This window comes from Stenotrophomonas sp. GbtcB23 (assembly GCF_019091045.1).
In the GTDB taxonomy this organism is placed as follows: Bacteria; Pseudomonadota; Gammaproteobacteria; order Xanthomonadales; family Xanthomonadaceae; genus Stenotrophomonas; species Stenotrophomonas rhizophila_A.
Window position 1 is genome coordinate 103,133 of the sequence record NZ_JAGXKC010000001.1, and the last position, 22,739, is coordinate 125,871.

The window sequence follows — 22,739 nt, forward strand, 5'->3', positions numbered from 1 at the left end:
GCCCCGTGTAGGCGCCGTGCAGCCCTGGCTCAGGCGCTCGCGCTCAGGCGCGGACGGGCATTCTGGTCGTGCTGGCTCATCAGGTAGACGTGTTCCCAGACGTCCTCGACGAATTTCCGCGCGTCATCCACGCTGAGTTTGGCCATGATCTGCGCCGCGTACTGGTGCTGGAAGGCTTCTTCGCGCTCTTCGTCGGAGGCCTTGGGGTGGGTGATCAGCGAATCGCAGGCGAACTTGATCCAGGGGATGTAATGCCCGAAGGACGCGGATTTCAGCTCGTCAGCGACATGCTTCTCGCGCCAGTAGTTCACCTCGGCCTCGACATTGATAACGGCGGGAATGGAGCGTGGGACGGAGGACATGGCTGCTTCGATTCGAAAGGAAGGAAGGGAAAGGCAACCTGATAGTGCGTAAAACCCGGTGCATGGCGCGTCATGGCGATGTGCAGCGCGCGTGCGCGCACTGCCATTCAACTGAAGCATTCATGACTGCGCGGCGCCACACGCAGGCGGTGTGGCGCATCTGGCATGTTTCGCTGCGCGGCCGCGCAGGAACCGGTACTTACTCGCCGATGTCTTCGTTCCACACCTCGGGATGGGCCGAGATGAAACCGCCCAGCAGGTCGATGCATTCCTGGCTCTGCATGTCGATCACCTGCACGCCGTTTTCGCGCAGCCAGTCGATACCGCCCTGGAAGGTGACCGATTCACCCACCACCACCGTGCCGATGTTGAACTGGCGCACCAGCCCGCTGCAGTACCAGCACGGGGCCAGGGTGGTGACCATGATGGTGTCCTGGTAGCGGCGCTGGCGGCCGGCCTTGCGGAACGCGTCGGTTTCACCGTGGACGGACGGGTCGCCCTCCTGGACCCGGCGGTTGTGGCCGCAGCCGAGCAGGCGGCCGTCGTTGTGGTACAGGGCAGCGCCGATGGGGATGCCGCCTTCGGCCAGGCCCTGGCGGGCTTCGGCGATGGCGGTTTCAAGCAGGGCGGCGTAGTCGGGGGTGGTGATCATGGGCGGTCCGTTCAACTGAAGGGGCCATCATAAGGTGCCGCCGGCCGGCCAGCGGTGCGATAATCGGGGCCATGAGCGAATCCCCCTACAAGACTGGCACCACCCATTTCGGCTTCCGCGATGTCGCCGCCAAGGACAAGCAGAAGCTGGTGGGCGAAGTGTTCACCTCGGTCGCGCGCAACTACGACCTGATGAACGACCTGATGAGCCTGGGCATCCACCGGGCGTGGAAGCGCTATTACGTGGCTACCGCGCAGGTGAAGCCGGGTGACAGCGTGCTCGACCTGGCTGGCGGCACCGGCGACATCGCCGCGCTGCTCAAGGAGCGCGTGGGCGACGACGGCCAGGTGGTGGTCGGCGACATCAACGCCGGCATGCTCACCGTGGGCCGCGACCGCCTGACCAACCGCGGCCTGGTGGCTGGCCTGGACTTCGTCCAGTGCAACGCCGAGGCGCTGCCGTTCCCGGATGCCAGCTTCGACCTGGTGACCATCGCCTTCGGGCTGCGCAACGTCACCGACAAGGATGCCGCCCTGCGCGAGATGTACCGCGTGCTCAAGGTGGGCGGCCAGGCGCGGGTGCTGGAGTTCTCCGAAGTCACCGCCGACTGGTTCAAGCCGATCTACGATTTCCATTCGTTCAAGATCCTGCCCAAGCTGGGCCAGCTGTTCGCCCGCGACGGCGACAGCTACCAGTATCTGGCCGAGAGCATCCGCAAGCACCCGCCGCAGGAGCAGCTCAAGACCATGATGGGCGAGGCCGGTTTCGCGCGCTGCCATTACAAGAACCTGACCGGCGGCATCGTCTCGATCCACTCCGGTTACAAGGTTTGAGACACCGGTCCGGTTCCCGCTGAGCCGAGGCGGCCAGTGGGGCGCGCCTGCTGTGCGAGGGTGACTGAATGGGGAATGGGCAGCCGGTCACATCCCGGGCGAGCGAAGTCGGGGGTAAACTGGCGGTTTCACCCTGATCGGTCCCGATTCATGCGATCCCCGTTCCTGCTGATTCCCCTGGCCGTCGCGCTTGCCGCCGGCTGCTCCAAAGAGCCCGCCGCCCCGACCGCGGCCCCCGCCGCCCAGCCGAGCGCCGACACTGCCGTGAAAGCCGTCAACCGCAGCCACGACGAAAGTTCCTACGCCGAACCGGACAAGGTCGTCATCAAGGACCTGGGCCTGGACCTGAAGCTGGATTTCGACAGCAGGCAGATCGGCGGCACCGCCACCTACACCCTGGAGTGGAAGGACAAGGCAGCCAAGCAGCTGGTGCTGGACACCCGCGAGCTGACCATCGAGAAGGTCGAAGCCGTCGCCGCCGATGGCAGCGCCGCGCCGCTGCAGTTCGCGCTGGCGCCGGCCGACAAGGTGTTCGGCAGCAAGCTGACCATCGACGCCCCGGCCCAGCCGGTCAAGGTGCGGGTGACCTACCACACCGCGCCGACCGCCTCGGGCCTGCAGTGGCTGGAGCCGTCGATGACCGAAGGCAAGCAGCTGCCCTTCATGTTCAGCCAGTCCCAGGCCATCCACGCGCGTTCGTGGGTGCCGCTGCAGGACACGCCGAGCGTGCGCTTCACCTACAGCGCGCACGTGGCTTCGCGCCCGGACGTGATGGTGCTGATGAGCGCCGACAACGACCCCAAGGCCGCGCGTGACGGTGATTACACCTTCAAGATGCCGCAGCCGATTCCGTCCTACCTGCTGGCCATCGCCGCCGGCGACCTGGTGTTCGAGCCGATCTCCGGGCGTTCCGGCGTCTGGGCCGAACCGACCATGGTCGGCAAGGCCGCCAAGGAGTTCGAAGACACCGAGAAGATGATCGGTGCGGCCGAAAAGCTCTATGGCGAATACCGCTGGGGCCGCTACGACATGCTGGTACTGCCGCCGTCGTTCCCGTTCGGCGGCATGGAAAACCCGCGCCTGACCTTCGCCACCCCGACCGTGATCGTGGGCGACAAGTCGCTGGTCTCGCTGGTGGCCCATGAGCTGGCGCACAGCTGGTCGGGCAACCTGGTGACCAACTCCAGCTGGAAGGACATCTGGCTCAACGAAGGCTTCACCACCTACGTGCAGGGCCGCATCACCGAAGCGCTGTATGGCCAGGAAATGGCCGAGATGGAGCGCGAGATCGACCAGAACGACCTGCTGGCCGAGGTCAAGGACATGAGCCCGGCCGACCAGGCCCTGGCCCTGCCGCCGCTGACCGAGCGCGACCCGGACGAGGCGCTGAGCAACGTGGCCTACGTCAAGGGCTCGTGGTTCCTGCAGTTCCTGGAGCAGCGCTTTGGGCGTGAAGTGTTCGATCCGTTCCTGCGTGGCTGGTTCGATGACCATGCGTTCCAGAGCGCCAACACCGACCAGTTCGTCGAGTACCTGAAGAAGAACCTGCTGTCCAAGAAGCCGGGCGCGGTGACCGACGCCGAGCTGAAGGCATGGCTGGACGAGCCGGGCATTCCGGCGTTCGCCACCAAGGCGCGTTCGCGCAACTTCTCCATCGTCGATACCGCGCGCATTGCATGGCAGGGCAGTGGCACGCTGCCGAGCGCGCAGATCACCAGCGAGTGGGGTACCCAGGAATGGGTGCACTTCATCGACGGCATGGGCAAGACCCTGCCCGTGGACAAGCTGGCCGCGCTGGACAAGGCGTACGCGTTCACCGGCACCGCCAATGGCGAGATCGCCATGCGCTGGTACCCGCTGGCCATCCGCAGCGGTTATCTGGAGGCCAATGAAGCGGCCGGTGCCTTCATCGAACGCGTTGGCCGGCGCAAGCTGATCCTGCCGATCTACGCCGAACTGGTGAAGACCCCGGAAGGCCTGGCGTTCGCCAAGGCGGCCTTTGAAAAGGCCAAGCCCAGCTACCACCCGATCACCACGGCATCGGTGCAGGACATGCTGGACAAGGCAAGCGCGGGCAAGTAACCGCCAGCGCTGCGTTGATCAGGAACGGCGGGGGAAACCCCGCCGTTTTTCATTGTTAAAGTACACAGGTGACGCCTCTTGGCGTCCTCGCTGACACCTGGAGCCTGTAATGAAACGACTGATCCTTGCCGCGGCCTGTGCACTGGCCCTGGCTGCCTGCAGCAACCCGGAAGAAGAGCGCAAGGCGCAGGAAGCCGCGACTGCCGCCGCCAAGGCGCAGCAGGAAGAAAAGGCCGAAGGCGTGGCCAAGCAGTACGACATGGCCGTGGTCGCGCAGGACTGGGAGCGTGCGCGCATCCATGGCGGTTCGCTGCTGGACCAGTACAAGGACACCGACGTCGCCGCTCGGATCGAACCGGGCTACGCCGAGGTCAAGGCCAAGGCCGAAACCGCGCGCGAACTGCGCCGCATGCAGGGCCTGTGGCAGTACAACCAGGTGCCGGTGGGCAGCAAGGGCAACCAGGTCTCGGCCTCGATCTACAGCAAGGAGCGGGTGGACGTGGACGGCAGCGGCCCGACGACGGTGCAGCTGATCTTCCGAGACCACCCGGAGTGGAAGCGCCACGCCTACCTGGTGCTGCAGGCCGGTGATTTCCGCTGCCCGCAGTGCACGGTGAAGGTGACGGTCGACGACGGCAAGCCGATCTCGATGGCCGCCTGGCGCCCGAAGACGGACGAGGCCATCGCCATGTTCATCACCGACCAGAAGGCGCTCTGGAAGCTGGCCCGCAAGGCCAGGTCCATCACCATCGAATTCCCGGTCAAGGCCGGCGGCACCCGCACCGCAGTATTCGAAACCGGCGGCGTAGACGCCAGCCGAATGCCGAACTGGTGGAATTAACCGAGCGGTGAGGCACCGCCTGGGCCGGCCAACGGCCGGCGCTACCGGTGTCCGGAGCCCATGGTTGATTCATCCCGATCCCAATGGGCACGTAGCAATTCGTAGGTCCGGCCGTTGGCCGGACACCGCGCGTAGCGCGGCCCGAGCATCAGGAAGCGGAAGAATCACCGCCTCCGTATTCCGTCCAACGTTGACACGAACCGGAGTCGGGCGTCAGGCGTTCATGGCCTTGGAACAAAGCGCCGCCGGCCAACAGCCGGCGCCACCGGGCGAATCAACCGCCCAGCGCGTAACCGAACTGCTGTTTGAACTGCTCGTTGAATTCTTCGAACGTGAACCGCTGGTTCTGCGTGCCGGGATGCTCCACCTTCAGCGCGCCCATCAGGTTGCCCATGCGGCCGATGGTCAGCCAGTCGTAGCCCTTCTCGATGCCGTAGATGAGGCCGGCGCGGAAGGCGTCGCCACAGCCGGTCGGATCCACCACGCGGCGCTCGTGCGCCGGCGGAATGTCGTAGGTCTTTTCCGGGGTGTGGATGACCGCGCCCTTGGGGCCGCGGGTGGTGATGTAGGCCTTGACCCGGCTCACGATCTCCTTTTCGTCCCAGCCGGTGCGCTCCTGCAGCAGGTTGGACTCGTAGTCGTTGACCACCACGTAGTCGGCCTGCTCGATGAAGGTGCGCAGCTCCGGCCCGTTGAACAGGGGCATGGCCTGGCCCGGGTCGAAGATGAACGGCACGCCGGCCTCGAAGAACTCCTGCGAGTTCTGGATCATGCCCTCGCGCCCGTCCGGGCCGACCAGGCCCAGGGTCACGCCCGGCACGTCCTTCACATGGTTCTCGTAGGACCGCATCATCGCGCCCGGGTGGAAGGCGGTGATCTGGTTGTTGTCGTGGTCGGTGGTGATGAACGCCTGCGGGGTGAACAGCTCGTCGATCACTTTGATCCGGCTCAGGTCGATGCCCAGGCCCTGGAAATACTCGCGGTACGGGCCGAAGTCCGAGCCCACCGTGCCCATCGGGATCGGCTCGCCGCCCAGCAGGTGCAGGTTGTAGGCGATGTTGCCTGCGCAGCCGCCGAACTCGCGGCGCATGCGCGGCACCAGGAACGACACGTTCAGGATGTGCACCTTGTCCGGCAGGATGTGATTCTTGAACTGGTCCGGGAACACCATGATGGTGTCGAAGGCAAGAGAACCACAGATCAAAGCGGACATCGATTAAGGCCTATGCGGAAGGGGTTTGAGGCCCGGCAGGCGGGCAACGAAACGGCGCCCTGAGGCGCCCAATGGCGCAAAGGTTAACGGGTGCGGCGCCGCAGGGCCAGAACCCCGGCTGTCCGGATTGGGCTGAATGGCCGCCAAGGCTGGCGTTGACGGACATTTCTCCTTGCTCGCGCACAGGGGGATTGCTAGGCTTGTCGACCTCGAATTCTGCCCAATTTTTCGCCATCCCGCGTTGGGCGCGACACCCCTCAGGATCAACTCCCAGATGTTCAAGAAACTGCGTGGCATGTTCTCCAATGACCTGTCCATCGACCTGGGCACGGCCAATACCCTCATCTACGTGCGCGGGCAGGGGATCGTGCTGAACGAACCGTCGGTCGTGGCCGTGCGCCAGGACCGTGCCATCGGTGGCACCCGCTCGGTGGCCGCCGTCGGCGCCGAAGCCAAGCAGATGCTGGGCCGTACCCCGGGCCACATCACCACCATCCGCCCGATGAAGGATGGCGTCATCGCCGACTTCACCTACACCGAGGCGATGCTCAAGCACTTCATCAAGAAGGTGCACAAGTCGCGCTTCCTGCGCCCGAGCCCGCGCGTGCTGGTCTGCGTGCCGGCCGGTTCGACCCAGGTCGAGCGCCGCGCCATCAAGGAATCGGCCGAGGAAGCCGGTGCCCGTGACGTGTTCCTGATCGAAGAGCCGATGGCCGCCGCGATCGGCGCCGGCATGCCGGTCACCGAAGCCCGTGGCTCGATGGTCATCGACATCGGGGGCGGCACCACCGAAGTGGCCGTGATCTCGCTGAACGGCATCGTCTATTCGGCCTCGGTGCGCATCGGCGGCGACCGCTTCGACGAGTCGATCACCAACTACGTGCGCCGCAACCACGGCATGCTGATCGGTGAGGCCACCGCAGAGCGGATCAAGGTCGAGCTGGGCTGCGCCTACCCGCAGGCCGAGGTCATCGAGATGGAAATCTCCGGCAGGAACCTCGCCGAGGGCGTGCCGAAGATGATCAAGATCAACTCCAACGAAGTGCTCGAAGCGCTGCACGAACCGCTCTCGGGCATCGTCAGTGCGGTCAAGCTGGCGCTGGAGCAGACCCCGCCGGAACTGTGCGCCGACGTCGCCGAGCGCGGCATCGTGCTGACCGGTGGTGGCGCCCTGCTGCGCGACCTGGACCGCCTGATCTCCGAGGAAACCGGCCTGCACGTGCAGGTGGCAGACGACCCGCTCACCTGCGTGGCCCGCGGTGGCGGTCGTGCGCTGGAGCTGGTGGACATGCACGGCAACGAGTTCTTTGCGCCGGAGTAAGCCGTACCGGTCCTGTGTGTTGGACGCGCCCCTGCGGCGTGATGCCCGCTGCGTGCCTGCCACGCCGGGCATCGCAGCGCCGGGGCGTTGTTGCATCCCGGTGCCGCCGCACGTGGCGGCCCCGCGCTCCCTTTCCACCTTGTCCAGTCGAAGCCAGTCGTGCCGCCCTACGCCGGTCCTCCCGTAGCCTCCCGCCAGGGTGATGCCAGCAGCCCCCTGCGGCTGCTCGCCTATTTGGCCCTGGCCATCACCCTGATCGTGCTCGATGACCAGGCCGGCTGGCTGGCGCGCGCGCGCGCCCAGGCCAACGTGCTGGTGCAGCCGGTGTGGGCGCTGGCCGGCCTGCCGGGCCGGCTTGGCACCCAGGTCAAGGACAATGCGGCCAGCCACGGCCAGCTGGTCGATGAGAACCGCGAGCTGCGCAACCAGCTGCTGATCGCCAATGCACGCCTGACCCGCCTGCAGACCGCCGCGCTGGACAACGCCCAGCTGCGCGAACTGCTCAACGTGGCCGAACGCAGCGGGCTGGACGTGCAGCTGGCCCCGATCCTGGACATCGACCTGGACCCGGTCCGGCAGCGCCTGGTGCTGGCCGCCGGCACCCGCGATGGCGTGCACATGGGGCAGGCGGTGATCGACGCCGGCGGCCTGATGGGGCAGGTGATCGCCACCACCGCCAGCAACGCCACCGTGCTGCTGCTCACCGATCCGGACCACGCGGTGCCGGTCACCGTGGCCCGCAACGGCGTGCGCCTGATCGTCTACGGCCGCGGCGACACCCTGGAACTGCGCGACATCCCGCTCAGCGCCGGGGTGGAAGTGGGCGACGAGATCGTCACCTCCGGCCTGGGCGGCCGTTTCCCGGCCGGCTTCCCGGTCGGCAGGATCACCGCCCTGCGCCCGGACGACACCCATGCCTTCCTGGTCGGCGAACTCAAGCCCGCCGCCCAGCTCGACCGCGGCCGCGACGTACTGCTGCTGAGGCCGGGCGCCGCGATCCGGATCCCGCCCAACCTCCAGCTTTCCGAAACCGCCGGCGGACCGGCAGCGCCTGCACCTGCGGCGGCAACCCCGGTAGCGCCGGCCGTTGGCCGGCCCACGGAAACCGCGCCACAACCGGCCCAACCCGCACCCCAGCCATCCCCGACGGGGCCCACCCCATGAGCCGCCTGCGCGACAAACCCTGGGTGCTCCCGGTCAGCATCGTGCTGGCGCTGCTGCTCGGCCTGCTGCCGTTGCCGGTGCTGCTGCAGCCGCTGCGCCCGTACTGGCTGGCGCTGGTGCTGGCGTACTGGGTCATCGAAGCCCCGGACCGGGTCGGGCTGGGCGTGGCCTTCGCCTGCGGCGTGATCGCCGACCTGCTGTACGGCGGCGTGCTCGGCGAACAGGCGCTGCGGCTGGTGATGCTCACCTTCATCCTGCAGCGCTTCCGTGCGCGCATCCGCTTCTTCCCGATGTCCCAGCAGGTGCTGGCCATCGGTGGCCTGCTGTTCAACGACCGCATCGTCAGCGCCGTGGTCCACATCGCCGTGGGCGAACCGACCCTGCCGTGGTCGTACTGGTGGGCGCCGCTGCTGGGCATGGGGCTGTGGCCGCTGGTGTTCGTGCTGCTTGACGCAGTGCGCTTCGGGCGTCGCGGGCGCTGACATGTACGTGCGCCGCCAGGCCAAGAATCCGCGCGCCGAAGCCGAGCAGTTCCGGCGCCGCGCCGCGCTGGGCTTCCTCGGCGTGCTGGTCTGCCTGGTCGGGCTGGGCGGGTGGTACTTCAAGCTGCAGGTGCTGGACCACGACACCTACGCCACGCGTTCGGAAGCCAACCGCATCAAGCCGCGGCCGGTGGTGCCCGGGCGCGGCATGATCTATGACCGCAACGGGCGGCTGCTGGCCGAAAACGTGCCCGCGTTCCGGCTGGACATCACCCCGGACAAGGTCAAGGACATGGACGCCACCCTGGCCGGGTTGGCGAAGATCCTGACGATCACGCCGGAAGACCTGGAAACGTTCAACAAGTCACGCAAGGCGCGTCGCAGCTTCCTGCCGGTGACGCTGAAGCTGCGGGTCACCGACGAGGAAATGGCGCGCTTTGCGGTCGACCGCTGGCGCTATCCCGGCGTGGAGCTGGAACCCTACCTGACCCGCCGCTATCCCTACGGCGATCTGTTCGCGCACATCATCGGTTACGTCGGCCGGGTCGATGACAAGGACCTGGAAACGCTGGGCGAGGGCAATGCCGCGCTGACCCATATCGGCAAGTCCGGCCTGGAACGCTATTACGAGCAGCAGCTGCGCGGCAAGGTCGGCTACGAGCAGGTTGAAACCAACGTGCAGGGCCGCGCCATCCGCACCATCGGCCGGGTCGCGGCGCAGTCGGGCAACGACCTGCGCCTGTCCATCGATGCCGACCTGCAGCGCGCCATGGTGGCGGCCTTCGGCGATTTCGACGGCGCCGGCGTGGCGATGGATCCGCGCACCGGCGAAATCCTGGCGATGGTCAGCCTGCCGTCGTACGACCCCAACCTGTTCGTCAACGGCATCTCGCATGCCGATTTCAAGGCACTCAACGACAACCCCTCGCGCCCGCAGTTCAACCGCCTGGTGCTCGGTGGCGTGGCACCGGGTTCGACCATCAAGCCGCTGATCGGCCTGGCCGGGTTGGACAGCGGGGTGCGCAAGCCCGAAGACAAGATCCTCTCCACCGGCATGTTCTACCTTCCGGGCACCTCGCGTGGCTGGGGCGATGCCAACCGTGGCGGCCACGGCTGGACCGACCTGCGCAAGTCGATCACCCAGTCGGTCAACACTTATTACTACAAGCTGGCGCTGGACCTGGGCATCGAGCGGTTCGACCACTACATGGGCTATTACGGCTTCGGCGAGCCGACCGGTATCGACCTCACCGGCGAGATCGGCGGCATCCTGCCTTCGCCGCAGAACAAGTACAAATCCCGCAAGGAACGCTGGTATCCCGGCGATACGGTCAACGTCAGCATCGGCCAGGGCGACTGGAAGGTCACCCCGCTGCAGCTGGTGCACGGCGTGGGCGGCATTGCCGACGGCCAGCTGCGCACCCCGCACCTGGTGATGCAGCAGCGCGAAAGCTTCGATTCGGACTGGGTGCCCACGCCGGCCGGCACGAGCAAGCCGGTCAGCCCGAGCCCGGGGAACCTGCAGGCCGTGCGCGAAGGCATGATGGGCACCATGCGCCCGGGCGGCAGCGGCGCGCGCGCGGCGGCCGGCGCGCCGTACACCATCGCCGGCAAGACCGGCACCGCGCAGGTGATCAGCCGCCGCGGCACCGCGGCGGTGAACCCCAAGAGCCTGCCGATGCACCTGCGCCACCGCTCGCTGTTCGTGGGCTTTGCGCCGGCCGAAAACCCGGTGATCGTGCTGGCCATTGCGGTCGAAGGCGGCGGCTACGGCGGCTCGGCGGCGGCGCCGATCGCGCGCAAGCTGTTCGATGCCTGGCTGCTGGGCAAGATGCCCGAGGGCATGGAGCCGCTGGACAGCCTGCGCGGCACCACCGCGATCGGCATCACCGCATTCGAAGGCGACAGCGCCGCGCGCGAAGCCGGTGATGCCGCTGCCGCCGTGCTGGAATCGCTGCCGGTGCTGGTCGGCCTGCCGGAACCGGTTCCCGCGCCTGCACCCCTACCTGGCGCGCCACTGGCGCCGGCGGCCCAACCCCCCGCCCCGCCGGAGCGCAGCCGATGAAAGATTTCCTGCGCTGGGCCAGCGACATGGTCGTGCGCTTCAGCAGCACCCTGGACTGGGTGCTGTGCCTGGCGCTGGGCGCGTTGATGCTGATCGGCCTTGCCGTGCTCAAGAGCGCCGGCGGCGATTCGCTGGTGTTCGCCCAGGGCGCGCGCTTCGTGGTCGGGCTGGGCGCGATGTGGGCGATTTCGCGCATGCCGATCCTGCGCATCCGCTCGGCCACCCCGCTGATCTACGCGGTGTCGATGATCCCGCTGCTGGCCGTGTTCGTGCTCGGCACCGGCAAGTACGGCCGCCAGTGGCTGGACCTGAAGCTGTTCTACCTGCAGCCGGCCGAGCTGCTCAAGGTCAGCCTGCCGATGATGGTGGCCTGGTACCTGCACCGCATGCCGCTGCCGCCGCGCTTTTCCACGGTGATGGTCAGCGCGGTGATCATCGGGGTGCCGACGGGGCTGGTGATGCTGCAGCCGGACTTCGGTACCGGCGTGCTGATCGCCGCCAGCGGTGCGTTCGTGCTGCTGCTGGCCGGCCTGCCGTGGTGGTGGGTGGGCGTGGCCGTGGGTGGCGTCGCCGCTGCCGCACCCGTCGCCTGGATCTGGCTGCTGCGGCCCTACCAGAAAGACCGCATCATGATGTTCCTGGACCCGGAGATGGATGCGCTGGGCGCCGGGTGGAACATCATCCAGTCCAAGATCGCCATTGGTTCAGGCGGTTTCGATGGCAAGGGCTGGGGCCAGGGCTCGCAGTCGCACCTGAACTTCATTCCCGAGCAGACCACCGACTTCGCCTTCTCCGTGCTCAGCGAGGAGTTCGGCTGGATCGGCGTCGCGCTGGTGCTGTTCCTGTACCTGGTGGTGATCGGGCGCTGCCTGTGGATCGCCTCGCAGTCGCGCGATTCCTATTCCCGCCTGCTGGCCGGCGCCACCGGCCTGGCGTTCTTCGTCTACGTGCTGGTCAACGGCGGCATGATTTCCGGCCTGCTGCCGGTGGTGGGCGTGCCGATGCCGCTGATCAGCTATGGCGGCACCTCGGCGGTATCGCTGCTGGCCGGGTTCGGGCTGGTCATGGCCGCACGCAGCCACAACCCGGTGCACGGCGGCTACAGCTGACCGTCAAAAGATCGGCAAGTCGAGACGGAATCTTGCGCAGATTCGTTATTGGAGCGTGACGAATATGCTGAAATCGGCGGCGTGGATGCAGAAGGTGTCAACAACCTGTCGGCAAACTGAGATGCAGCGCACAAATATGAATGCGCTTGATCAGGATCAATGGACTTGTCGTAATGGGCCTGCACAATGGCGGCCCGCAAGCAGCTGCGCATCGAGCCAAGCGACGCGCAAGGCGCTGCGGGACGTAGTTGACCCAACGGGTACAGGGGGTGCGGCGTTGCGCTGGGGAGTAGCGCGTCGCACCAGTATCGACCGGGTCGGTAGCCCGGTTGCGCCCATGGGGATGGGGGCGCAGCCGGAATACCTTTACACACGCTCTTAACGAACCCCCGAAACTTCGGGCAAATCGTTGGGATTCATGGTGTTAGGGGTTTTATTTCATCTTTGACCTGCTAACCTGCGGCGATGATTCGACGCACTTTGGCTTGCATGCTTACGCTCGGTTTGGTTGCCTGCGCGACCCAGCCGCACTCCCCGTCACCGCCGCCGCAGGCGTCAGGTGCGCCCAACAAGCCGGGAGTTGCCCACAAGGGGCCTGCCGAAGCCGCGCCGGAAGGGGCCGCAGCCACCGCGCCGCCGGTTGACCTGACCCCGGTGCCGTTCGAAGTGGCACGCGCCAACTTCGTGCGCGATACCGCCGCCCGCTACGGCATTCCCGCTGCGCAGATCGAGGCCACGCTGGCCCAGGCGCAGGTGCGCGCTCCCATCATTGCCGCCATGTCGCGTCCGGCCGAGCGGGTCAAGCCGTGGAACGAGTACCGGCCGATGTTCATCAGCCAGGCGCGGATCGACGGCGGCAGGAAGTTCCTGGCCCAGCACCGCGATGAGTTGATGCGCGTGCAGGAACGTACCGGGGTGCCGGCTGAAGTGATCGTGGCGATCATCGGCGTGGAAACCAGTTACGGCGCCAACACCGGCAGCTACCGCGTGCTCGATGCGCTGTACACGCTGGCCTTCAATTACCCGCGCAGCGGCGACCCGGCCAAGCTGGAACGCGAAGTGCGGCGCGAACTGTTCTTCCGCGATGAGCTGGCGCGCCTGTTCGCGCTGAGCCGCGACGAGAAGCTGGACATCCTGTCCATCAAGGGCAGCTATGCCGGCGCGATGGGCATGGGCCAGTTCATGCCGTCCAGCTACCTGGACTTCGCCGTGGACGGCAACGGTGATGGTCGCCGCGATCTGTTCACCAGCTACGACGACGTGTTCTCTTCCATCGCCAATTACTTCGTCAAAAAGGGCGGGTGGGTGCGCGGCGGCCCGGTTGCGGTGCCGGCCACCTTGGCGCCCGGCCGCGCGCCGTTCGACCCCACCGACTGGACCCCGACCTGGACGCTGTCCGACCTGGCCCAGCGCGGCTACCAGCCCGCGGCATCTGTCCCGGCCGGGCTGACGGCCACCCCGATCACGCTGGAGGGCAGCACCGGCAAGCAGTACTGGCTGGGCTTCCAGAACTACTACGCCATCACCCGTTACAACCTGTCCAAGATGTACGCGATGGCCGTGTACCAGTTGTCGCAGGCCATCGCCGGCCAGGAGCTGCCGCCGGCATGAACGCACGCGCGCGCTGCAGATGGGCGGTTCCCGGCCTGCTGATCCTGGCGCTGGCCGCCTGCAGCAGTGCACCTAAAAAGCCGCCCAGCGCGAGCGGCACTACCGGCAAACCGTCGGGGGCGCTGGTGCAGGGGCAGGGCAAGGGCAAGGGCAACCGCCCTGCGCATTGCCCTGAAGGCTCGCCGTACAAGGCCGCGTCGGAGGATCCCAGCACGCGCGGCGATTACCGCGCGGGCGGGCTGTACAAGCCGGGCGTCAACGACAGCACGCCGACCTACATTCCCAACGTGGCCTGCATTCCCGAACCGGACGTGGTGGACCTGCCACGCTCGGCGATCGGCAACAAATCGCCTTACGTGGTGCTGGGCAAGAGTTACCAGGTGCTGGACCGGCCCAAGGGCTATGCCGAAAAGGGCACGGCGTCCTACTACGGGGCCAAGTTCCATGGCCGGCTCACCTCCAACCGTGAGGTGTATGACATGTACGCCTTCACCGCCGCGCACAAGACCCTGCCGCTGCCGAGCTTTGCGCGGGTTACCAACCTGGACAACGGCGAATCGGTGATCGTGAGGGTCAATGACCGCGGCCCGTTCCACGACGGCCGGGTGATCGATCTCAGCTACGCCGCCGCCGTGCGCCTGGGCATCACCCAGCGCGGCACCGGCAACGTGGAAGTACGCGCGCTGACCCCGGGCGAGGACAACCTGCTGGCCGACAAACCCTCGCGCCGTGAGCGCCGCGCGGCGGAAGCGGCCGCCACCGTGGCGGCTGCAACGCCGCCGGCCACGGTGCGCCGCGCCAGCGACATGGACAAGCTGGTCGGCGCATTGCCGGCGCCTGCCCCGCGTCCGGCCGGCCCGGCCCAGCCGGCCGCGACCCAGGCGGCAACGCTGGAGACGGGCCCGGTCACGGTGAGCGCGCTGCCGGCGGTTGCGCCGGTGGCTGCCGCTGCCCGCCCGCTGCCTGCGTCCGTCCCGGCCGCCACGCCCAGCCCCTCGTTGCAGCAGCAGGTCGGCAACGTGCTGCTGCAGGTAGCCAGCTTCGCCAGCCGCGAGAACGCCACCAAGGCCCTGGGTCAGCTGTCCTCGGCCGGCATCGTCGGCGCCAGCATCAGCGACATCGTCAGCGGCGGCCGCACCCTGTGGCGCCTGCGGGTGCCGGCGGCCGACCATGCCAGCGCCTCGGAACTTGCCGGCCGCATTGTCGGTCTGGGATTCGGGTCGCCGCAGATCGTGAAAGAGTAAACGACCTACAATGACCGTCCCCTGTAATTCCCTTGGCGCCCTCCTGGAGCTTGCTGTCCGATGAAATTCCGCTTTGCCGCTGCTGCCATGGCCACGACCCTGTTCGTGGGCATGGTCTCCGCCCAGACCCCCTTGCCGACCCCGGCCCCGGCACCCGCTCCTGCCGCCGCCGCCCCCGTTACCGTGGCCACCCCGCCGGCGCCCAAGCCCAGCGTGGCCAAGGCCTGGGTGCTGATGGATTACGCCACCGGCCAGGTGCTGGCCGGCGAGAACATCCATGAACAGCTGGCCCCGGCCAGCATCACCAAGGTGATGACCTCGTACGTGGTTGCCGCCGAAGTGAAGAACGGCAAGGTCCGTACCGACGACCAGGTGATGATGAGCGAGCGTGCCTGGCGCGAAGGTGGCGCCGGCACCGACGGCAGCTACAGCGGCTTCCCGGTCAACCAGACCGCGCGCCTGGAAGACATGGAAAAGGGCATGGCGATCCAGTCGGGCAATGACGCCGCCATCGCGCTGGCCGAACATGTGGCCGGCAGCGAAGAAGCCTTCGCCTCGCTGATGAACAGCTACGCCGCCAGGATCGGCATGAAGGACTCGCACTTCGTCAACGCCCACGGCCTGAGCGCCGAAGGGCATCGCACCACCGCCTACGACCTGGCGCTGCTGGGCCGTGCGTTCGTGCGCGACTACCCGGAAACCTACGCCTACAACAAGGTGAAGGAATTCACCGTGGGCAACATCACCCAGCCCAACCGCAACCTGCTGTTGTGGCGCGACCAGAGCGTGGACGGCATCAAGACCGGACACACCTCCGAAGCGGGCTACTGCCTGATGAGCTCGGCCCAGCGTGGCGACCAGCGCCTGATCGCCGTGGTGTTGGGCGGTGCTTCGGAGAAGCAGCGCGCCGACGACAGCCTGGCGCTGCTCAACTGGGGCTTCCGCTTCTTCGAAACGCACCGTATGTACGAGCCGGGCAAGGCCGTGGCCGAACACAAGGTGTGGAAGGGCAAGGCCGATACGCTGCAGCTGGGCGTGGCCCAGCCGCTGCTGGTGAGCGTGCCGCGCGGCCGCTACAACGACCTCAAGCCGAGCATCGACGTGCCCAAGACCCTGGAAGCCCCTTTCACCGCGGGCCAGGCAGTGGGTACGCTGAAGGTGACCCTGGACGGCAAGGTGGTGGCGCAGGCTCCGCTGGTGGCGGTGGCCGCGGTGGAAGAAGCCGGCTTCTTCAAGCGCCTGTGGGACAGCTTCTGGATGTGGTGGGAATCGGAATAACGGTTCCGCCCGTATTCAATGAAAAAAAGACCGGCTCGCGCCGGTCTTTTTTTTGCGCAATGGGTCCGTAACGGTTCCTTGCTCTTGGTTGATTGATCCCGATCCGGGGACGTTACGTAACAATTCGTAGCCCCGGCCGTTGGCCGGAAACCGCGCGCAGCGCGGCCCAGGTATCCGGAGGCGGTTGCGCAACGATCGCGGTCAACGTCCCGGCGTTTACACGTTCCGAAGCCGCGCGTCGGGCGGTCATGACCGTGGAACGAAGAGCAGCCGGCCAACGGCCGGGGCTACGAATTCATACGTTCCGATCGGGATCCGGATCAATCAACCACGAGCCCGTCACCGTCACGGGCCCGTGGGGATTCCGGTCGCTCAGAGCGACCGGCTGATCGTGAAGGACCCGTAGATCGGCGACTGGTCCTGCAGGTCGAACTCGCGGGTGCTGTGGTAGCGGGCGAGGGCGAACTTCCAGCGGTTGTACATCACCGCCAGGCCGTAGCCGCCCTGGGCCACCCAGTTGCGCTTGTCCACGCTGTGGCTGTTGCGGAAGGTGTTGCCATCCAGGGTGATGTCCCGGATCACCCAGGCCGCGTCGGTGGTGGCGAACAGGTGGAACGACCAGCCGGTCGGCTTGCCGCCGCGGGTCGGCGCGGTGTTTTCGCCGGCCGGGCGCAGCGGGGTGCTGCCGAAATCGTCGGGCAGCTTCCAGCCGAAGCGGACTTCGCCGCCGGCATTGAGGTGGGTGGCGAGGTTGCCGACCGCACCGCCGTAGTGGCTGATCGCATCCCAGCCCCAGCCGGCCAGGTTGTCCTCGGCATCGCCCCAGCGGTGCATGCGCTCGTGGGTGAGCATGAACACCGGTTCGTTGTGCAGCTGGTTGTCCCAGCCCTGGAATTTCTCATCGCCCAGCGCGTCATGCACGGCGTCCTGCACTTCCTTGCCCAGCGCCCACGGCCCGACCACGCCGAGCGCGAGCTGGGTGGTCTGCAGGCGGTCGCCGCGACGGGCGTTGTAGCCGAAGCTGCCGATCAGCACGCCGGCATACGGCCGATCGTCCTCGATCACGTCGCGGCGGGTGAAGTCCTTGGGGGTGTAGATCTGCTGGGCGAAGCTGAAGATCATGTTCTGCTGCTCGAACTCGCCGGGGGCCAGGCGTTCGAGGTGGCGGTTGACCCAGCGGGCAAGCTTCGGCAGGCACGGATCATCGGTGTAATCGACCAGGTTGGGCGAGACGAAGGTGATCTGCGCCCCGTTGGTGTAGCCCTGGTCCTGGTCCGCACCGCCGAACAGATCGTTGTCGACGCGGAAGTTGACCTGCGGCGGGTGCTCGCGCATGGCGTCGGGCCCGCATTGTTCGGCTGCCTGTACCGCAGGCGCGGCTGCTGCAAGAACACCGGCAAGTGCGGCCGGTAACGCGAATCGCTTCAGAAGCATAAGATTCCCGCGGATGGTTTATTCATTTTTAAGCGGGAGCAGGGTATTCATGGCGTGATGCCGTGACCAGCACCGCGCACGCACTGGTGCGTCTTGTTCGTGAAGGCCGATCTTCACGTACCGTTCGGCGCAGCTGTGGGCACGATCATGCAGGTCTTGGGTTCAGACGCTTCCGTCCCCATAATCGCGGTCATGGAAATCAAGTCTGACAATCCCGAACACGGCTTCCAGTTCCCCGGTCAATTCGAGCTCAGCGCCATGGGCGCCGCGAACATCGGTCTGGAGCACGAACTTCCGCAGCTGCTGCATCTGGCCGGCATCCAGGTGCTCAAAGAGCGCATCACCTGGAAGACCTCGTCCAACGGCAAATACGTGTCCGTGAAGCTGGTCTTCATGGCCGAAAGCCGCGAGCAGCTGGACCTTGCCCACACCGCGCTGCGCGACCACCCGGAAGTGAAGTGGACGCTGTAACCAGCTGCGAAACCACCGCTGCACCGGGCCAGCGCCCGGCGCAGCCGGCGATCGTGCGCGACCTGGGCCGCCAGCCCTATGCGCCGGTCTGGCACGCAATGCAGCGTTTCACTGATGCACGCAACGACGACACCCCGGACGAACTGTGGGTGGTCGAGCACGATCCGGTGTTCACCTTGGGCCAGGCCGGCAAGGACGAACACGTGCTGGCCCCGGGCGATATCCCGGTGCTGCACGTGGACCGCGGCGGTCAGGTGACCTACCACGGGCCGGGCCAGATCGTGGTCTACCCGCTGCTGCAGCTGCGCCGGCTGGGGATCGGGGTGCGCGATTACGTGTGCCGGATCGAGCAGGCGATCATCGACACGCTGGACGAATGGAATATCGGGGCTGAACGGCTGGACGGCGCGCCGGGGGTCTACGTGGGCGGGGCCAAGGTAGCCGCGCTGGGCATCCGGGTCCGTCGCGGCTGCACCTTCCACGGGCTGGCCTTCAACGTGGCGATGGACCTGGAGCCATTCCACCGCATCAACCCCTGCGGCTACCAAGGGCTGCAGGTCACCTCGATGGTAGACTTGGGGGGACCGTCCGGCATGGCGGCCGTCAAGCCGGTACTGCTGGGCCATCTGGCCCGCCAGTTCGGGTTGGACCTCCAGCCTGCCACGGACCTGCCCGATCTGACTGACGCGGCCTGAGCGCCGCCGACCAAGGCCATGACTGAAACCACCGCTCGCATCATTCCCCTGCAGGTCGTGCAGGGCGACACGCCGTCCGCCGCGCCGTTGCAGGCCGGGGTCAAACAGCTGGGCGGTGACAAGATCGGCCGCTCGCCGGTGCAGTTCGCCGACGCACCGGTGCTGCGCAAGCCGTCGTGGATCCGGGTCCGGATTCCCTCGGGCAACGCGGTGCAGACGCTGAAGGCCAAGCTGCGCGAGAACCGCCTGGTGACCGTCTGCGAGGAAGCCAGCTGCCCGAACATCCATGAGTGCTTCAGCCACGGCACGGCAACGTTCATGATCCTGGGCGAGGTCTGCACGCGGCGCTGCTCGTTCTGCGACGTGGCCCACGGCCGACCGAAGCCGCCGGACGCGGGTGAACCGGCCAGCCTGGCCCAGACCGTGGCCGACATGGGCCTGAAGTACGTGGTGGTGACCAGCGTGGACCGCGATGACCTGCGCGACGGCGGTGCCCAGCACTTCGCCGACTGCATCGGGGCGATCCGCGCCAAGTCGCCGAACACCCGCATCGAAGTGCTGACCCCGGACTTCCGCGGCAAGGGCCGCATGGAGCGGGCGCTGGACATCCTGGCGACCAACCCGCCGGACGTGTTCAACCACAACATCGAAACCGTGCCGGACCTGTACCGCAACGTACGCCCGGGTGCGGATTACCAGTGGTCGCTGACCCTGCTGAAGAACTTCAAGGCGCAGCACCCGTCGATCGCGACCAAGTCCGGCATCATGCTGGGCCTGGGCGAGGACATGGACCAGGTGCGGGCAACCATGCGCGACCTGCGCGCGCACGACGTGGACATGATCACCATCGGCCAGTACCTGCAGCCGACCGCACACCATCACCCGGTGCTGCGCTACTGGACGCCCGAGGAATACAAGGAACTGGAGGTCTACGGTTACGAGCTGGGCTTCAGCCACGTGGCCTCCGGCCCGATGGTGCGCTCGTCGTACCACGCCGACGTCCAGGCAAAGGGCGCTGGCGTCGCCTGAGCCTTGGTGCTTCTCCCGTCTGATGGGAGCGCGCGCTCCGATCAGACGCGGCTGCCGGTGAATCGAGCGCCGGGCCCCCATGCCCTTTCCGGCGAATGTCCCCCGGCGTCGGCCTGCGGCCGACACCTCCTCCTTTAATTCGCCTCCAAGGGCATGGCGACCCGGCACTCGATCCACCGGCGTTGCCCCTGGCTCCTGCTTTTCCAGTGCGAACCGCAAGCCGAGCCCCGTCGCGGCCGGCAGGCTCCTGGCAAAGTAAAGGAGGAGGCCGTCGCCGCAGGGCGACCGCCGGGGGACATTTGCACAGGGGCCTGCCGGCCGCGGCGGGGCCCTCAACGCGCGCGATGGACCTGATCGAAGACCATCAAGCTGCTCCGGCCTGAATGCCTGCCGACCGCCAATTGGTCCAGGCCGCCGCGCAGTTCAGCCCGTAAACCCCATTGCCCGCGGCAATTCCGCGTCATTCACAATTTGATACAGCCCCGCGTTTAGGCTGGAAATCCGCGTTCTGACGCGGTGGATGACAAACCCCGCAACTTTCGGCACTGTCGTGTGGTCTGATCCGCACGCAGTCTCCCCGTTGGCAAGGTGCCATGAGCAAGTCGATGAAATTCAAAGCCCCCGCATTCCTGATGGCCCTGGCGCTGACCGCGCCGCTGGCGCTGGCTGCCTATGCCGATTCGCCGGCCCTGCCGTCGGCGGCCACGGCCGACCAGGTGACGACCTCCAAGCTGGTGTACGGGCTGCTGTCGGACAGCCGCTATGCGTACCGGCCGCGCGCGCTGGATGCGGCGACCTCCAAGGACGTGTTCAAGCGTTACCTGGAATCGCTCGACGGCAGCAAGCAGTTCTTCACCCAAGCGGACATCACCAGGTTCGCCCCGTTCGAATCGAATATTTCGTCGGCCATCCGCGGCGGCGAGCTCGAGCCGGCGTTCCAGGTGTTTGCGGTCTACAAGCAGCGGGTGGGCGAGCGCGTGGGTTACGCGCGCAAGCTGCTCAAGCAGGATTTCGATTTCAGCAGCGATGAGCGCTTCGAGTACGACCGCAAGGACGTGCCGTGGGCCGCCAGCAGCGCCGAACTCGATGACCTGTGGCGCAAGTCGGTGAAGAATGACTGGCTGCGCCTGAAGCTGGCCGGCAAGCAGCCGGCCGACATCCGCAAGACGCTGGACAAGCGCTATGCGCAGCTGGAGAAGTCGGTCAATGAGCTGAAGGGCGAGGACGTGTTCCAGTTCTTCCTCAACTCCTATACCAGCGCCGTTGATCCGCACACCGATTACTTCACCCCGCGCACGGCCGAGAACTTCAACCAGGCCATGTCGCTGTCTCTGGAAGGCATCGGCGCGCAGCTGCAGCGCCAAGACGACATGGTGGTGATCCGCGAGATCATCGCCGGTGGGCCGGCGTCGGTGAACGGTACGCTCAAGCCCGGTGACCGCATCGTGGGCGTGGGCCAGGGCAAGTCCGGTCCGGTCGAGGATGTGATCGGCTGGCGTATTGACGACGTGGTGGCCAAGATCCGCGGCAAGAAGGACACCCAAGTGCGGCTGGAGTTCATTCCGGCCGAGGAAGGCGTGGACGGCAAGCCGCACATGCTGGTGCTGACCCGGCAGAAGGTTCGGCTGGCCGAGCAGGCCGCCAAGGGTGAAACGCTGACCATCCCGGCCAAGGATGGGGCGCCGGCGCGCAAGGTGGGCGTGATCAAGCTGCCGACCTTCTACCAGGACTTCGAAGGCCGCCGCCGCAACGCCACCGATTACGCCTCGGCCACGCGCGATGTGGCCAAGCTGCTGGCCGGCTTCAAGAACGACAAGCTCGATGGCGTGGTGCTGGACCTGCGCAACAACGGTGGCGGTTCGCTGGATGAGGCGATCGAGCTCACCGGCCTGTTCATCGAACAGGGCCCGGTGGTGCAGGTGCGCGAATCCGGTGGCCGCGTCACGGTCAACAACGACCGCAGCCAAGCGGTGGCGTGGGACGGCCCGCTGGCCGTGCTGATCAACCGCGGTTCGGCCTCGGCCTCGGAAATTTTCGCCGGTGCCATCCAGGATTACGGCCGTGGGCTGGTCATTGGTGAAACCACCTTCGGCAAGGGCACGGTGCAGAACATCGTGGACCTGGACCGCTGGCCCAGTGGCGAAGCCCAGCGCTTCGGCCAGGTCAAGCTGACCATCGCGCAGTTCTTCCGCGTCAGCGGCAGCAGCACCCAGCACAAGGGCGTGGTGCCGGACCTGGCCTTCCCGGCCAGCGTGGATGCCAGCGAGTACGGTGAAAGCACCTACGACAACGCGCTGCCGTGGACCCGCATCGCCGCTGTGCCGCACACCCAGTACGGCAACTTCGGCCCGCTGCTGCCCAAGCTGGAAACCCTGCATGCCTCGCGCATCGCCTCCGACAAGGAGTTCCAGTGGTGGAACGAGGACGTGGAGCAGTTCCGCACCGAAGCGGCCAAGAAGTACATCTCGCTCAACGAGGCCGAGCGCCGCACCGAGCGTGAGCGCCAGGAAACCCAGCGCAAGCAGCGCCAGGCCACCCGCAAGGAACTGGGCCTGGACCTGGACCCGCTGGCCGATGACAGCAACGATGATGGCCTGACCGGCAACGAGCGCGACATCGTCAAGGATGCTGCGCGCGAGAAGGCCGCCGAGAAGCGCCCGGACCCGCTGCTGCGCGAGTCCGCCGCGATCCTGGCCGACGCGGTGAACCTGCTGGCCGAAGACCGCCCGCTGTCGGCGCAGGTGCTGCCGCAGTCGACCGCTGCAGGCCGCTGGGCCGATTGATCGGGTGAATCAAGTGAAAACGAGGGGCCGGCGGAAACGCCGGCCCCTTTGCTTTTAGACCTCACGCATA

19 protein-coding genes are annotated in these 22,739 nt (G+C 66.8%); 15 read left to right on the forward strand and 4 right to left on the reverse strand.

Annotated features, from left to right (window positions below):
- Positions 1-29: 29 nt before the first annotated feature.
- Both KVS69_RS00510 and KVS69_RS00515 read right to left on the reverse strand, forming a co-directional pair.
- Positions 30-362, reverse strand: a complete 333-nt coding sequence (locus tag KVS69_RS00510) for a hypothetical protein (protein ID WP_068854055.1) — start codon at positions 360-362, stop codon at positions 30-32.
- 199 nt (positions 363-561) lie between these two features.
- The gene (locus tag KVS69_RS00515; RefSeq protein WP_068854054.1) at positions 562-1,014 is read right to left on the reverse strand and encodes a nucleoside deaminase; all 453 of its coding nucleotides are present in this window, start codon (positions 1,012-1,014) and stop codon (positions 562-564) included.
- Positions 1,015-1,085: 71 nt separating this feature from the next.
- On the opposite strand from KVS69_RS00515, the gene ubiE reads away from it, so the two are divergent.
- The 3 genes from ubiE (at position 1,086) to KVS69_RS00530 (ending at position 4,770) form a co-directional block, all read left to right on the forward strand.
- Entirely contained in the window at positions 1,086-1,847 is a 762-nt protein-coding gene (ubiE, locus tag KVS69_RS00520) for a bifunctional demethylmenaquinone methyltransferase/2-methoxy-6-polyprenyl-1,4-benzoquinol methylase UbiE (RefSeq protein ID WP_068854053.1), read from the forward strand.
- A 150-nt stretch (positions 1,848-1,997) separates the two neighbouring features.
- Positions 1,998-3,929 (forward strand): M1 family metallopeptidase, encoded by a 1,932-nt coding sequence (locus KVS69_RS00525; RefSeq protein ID WP_217535758.1) that lies wholly within the window; start codon positions 1,998-2,000, stop codon positions 3,927-3,929.
- A 109-nt stretch (positions 3,930-4,038) separates the two neighbouring features.
- On the forward strand, positions 4,039-4,770 hold the full coding sequence (locus tag KVS69_RS00530) for a hypothetical protein (protein ID WP_217535760.1): 732 nt from the start codon (positions 4,039-4,041) through the stop codon (positions 4,768-4,770).
- Between the two features lie 274 nt (positions 4,771-5,044).
- Here the strand turns inward: KVS69_RS00530 and KVS69_RS00535 are convergent, their stop codons facing one another.
- Positions 5,045-5,983 carry a carbohydrate kinase family protein gene (locus KVS69_RS00535; protein WP_184125666.1) on the reverse strand — a complete coding sequence of 313 codons (939 nt, stop codon included), beginning with the start codon at positions 5,981-5,983 and terminating at the stop codon, positions 5,045-5,047.
- A 274-nt stretch (positions 5,984-6,257) separates the two neighbouring features.
- On the opposite strand from KVS69_RS00535, the gene KVS69_RS00540 reads away from it, so the two are divergent.
- The 8 genes from KVS69_RS00540 (at position 6,258) to KVS69_RS00575 (ending at position 16,257) form a co-directional block, all read left to right on the forward strand.
- Positions 6,258-7,304, forward strand: coding sequence for a rod shape-determining protein (locus tag KVS69_RS00540; protein ID WP_038686189.1), 1,047 nt, complete (start codon positions 6,258-6,260; stop codon positions 7,302-7,304).
- Between the two features lie 159 nt (positions 7,305-7,463).
- Positions 7,464-8,468, forward strand: coding sequence for a rod shape-determining protein MreC (gene mreC / locus KVS69_RS00545; RefSeq protein ID WP_210131082.1), 1,005 nt, complete (start codon positions 7,464-7,466; stop codon positions 8,466-8,468).
- Positions 8,465-8,950, forward strand: coding sequence for a rod shape-determining protein MreD (gene mreD, locus KVS69_RS00550; RefSeq protein WP_068854048.1), 486 nt, complete (start codon positions 8,465-8,467; stop codon positions 8,948-8,950). The genes mreC and mreD overlap by 4 nt, the downstream gene beginning before the upstream one ends.
- 1 nt (position 8,951) lies before the next feature.
- A complete protein-coding gene (gene mrdA / locus KVS69_RS00555) occupies positions 8,952-11,015 on the forward strand; it encodes a penicillin-binding protein 2 (RefSeq protein WP_217535762.1) in 2,064 nt (687 codons plus the stop codon).
- On the forward strand, positions 11,012-12,124 hold the full coding sequence (gene rodA / locus KVS69_RS00560; protein WP_068854046.1) for a rod shape-determining protein RodA: 1,113 nt from the start codon (positions 11,012-11,014) through the stop codon (positions 12,122-12,124). Before mrdA ends, rodA begins: the two co-directional genes overlap by 4 nt.
- A 465-nt stretch (positions 12,125-12,589) precedes the next feature.
- Positions 12,590-13,735 (forward strand): lytic murein transglycosylase B, encoded by a 1,146-nt coding sequence (gene mltB / locus KVS69_RS00565; protein WP_217535764.1) that lies wholly within the window; start codon positions 12,590-12,592, stop codon positions 13,733-13,735.
- The gene (locus KVS69_RS00570; protein WP_217535765.1) at positions 13,732-14,979 is read left to right on the forward strand and encodes a septal ring lytic transglycosylase RlpA family protein; all 1,248 of its coding nucleotides are present in this window, start codon (positions 13,732-13,734) and stop codon (positions 14,977-14,979) included. Before mltB ends, KVS69_RS00570 begins: the two co-directional genes overlap by 4 nt.
- A gap of 60 nt (positions 14,980-15,039) precedes the next feature.
- Complete coding sequence (locus KVS69_RS00575; RefSeq protein ID WP_068854043.1) at positions 15,040-16,257, forward strand: D-alanyl-D-alanine carboxypeptidase family protein; 1,218 nt, start codon at positions 15,040-15,042, stop codon at positions 16,255-16,257.
- Between the two features lie 372 nt (positions 16,258-16,629).
- Here KVS69_RS00575 and KVS69_RS00580 read toward each other — a convergent pair whose 3' ends face one another.
- The gene (locus KVS69_RS00580; RefSeq protein WP_093533521.1) at positions 16,630-17,691 is read right to left on the reverse strand and encodes a lipid A deacylase LpxR family protein; all 1,062 of its coding nucleotides are present in this window, start codon (positions 17,689-17,691) and stop codon (positions 16,630-16,632) included.
- A 192-nt stretch (positions 17,692-17,883) separates the two neighbouring features.
- Between KVS69_RS00580 and KVS69_RS00585 the strand changes: the two genes are divergently transcribed.
- The 4 genes from KVS69_RS00585 to KVS69_RS00600 all read left to right on the forward strand — a co-directional run bounded on the left by KVS69_RS00585 (position 17,884) and on the right by KVS69_RS00600 (position 22,669).
- Positions 17,884-18,162 carry a DUF493 family protein gene (locus KVS69_RS00585; protein WP_068854041.1) on the forward strand — a complete coding sequence of 93 codons (279 nt, stop codon included), beginning with the start codon at positions 17,884-17,886 and terminating at the stop codon, positions 18,160-18,162.
- Positions 18,150-18,857, forward strand: a complete 708-nt coding sequence (gene lipB / locus KVS69_RS00590) for a lipoyl(octanoyl) transferase LipB (protein WP_217535768.1) — start codon at positions 18,150-18,152, stop codon at positions 18,855-18,857. Before KVS69_RS00585 ends, lipB begins: the two co-directional genes overlap by 13 nt.
- Positions 18,858-18,875: 18 nt before the next feature.
- Positions 18,876-19,886, forward strand: coding sequence for a lipoyl synthase (gene lipA / locus KVS69_RS00595; RefSeq protein WP_068854039.1), 1,011 nt, complete (start codon positions 18,876-18,878; stop codon positions 19,884-19,886).
- Positions 19,887-20,491: 605 nt separating this feature from the next.
- Positions 20,492-22,669: a carboxy terminal-processing peptidase gene (locus KVS69_RS00600; protein ID WP_217535771.1), complete on the forward strand. Its 2,178-nt coding sequence runs from the start codon at positions 20,492-20,494 to the stop codon at positions 22,667-22,669.
- The last annotated feature ends 70 nt before the right edge of the window (positions 22,670-22,739 follow it).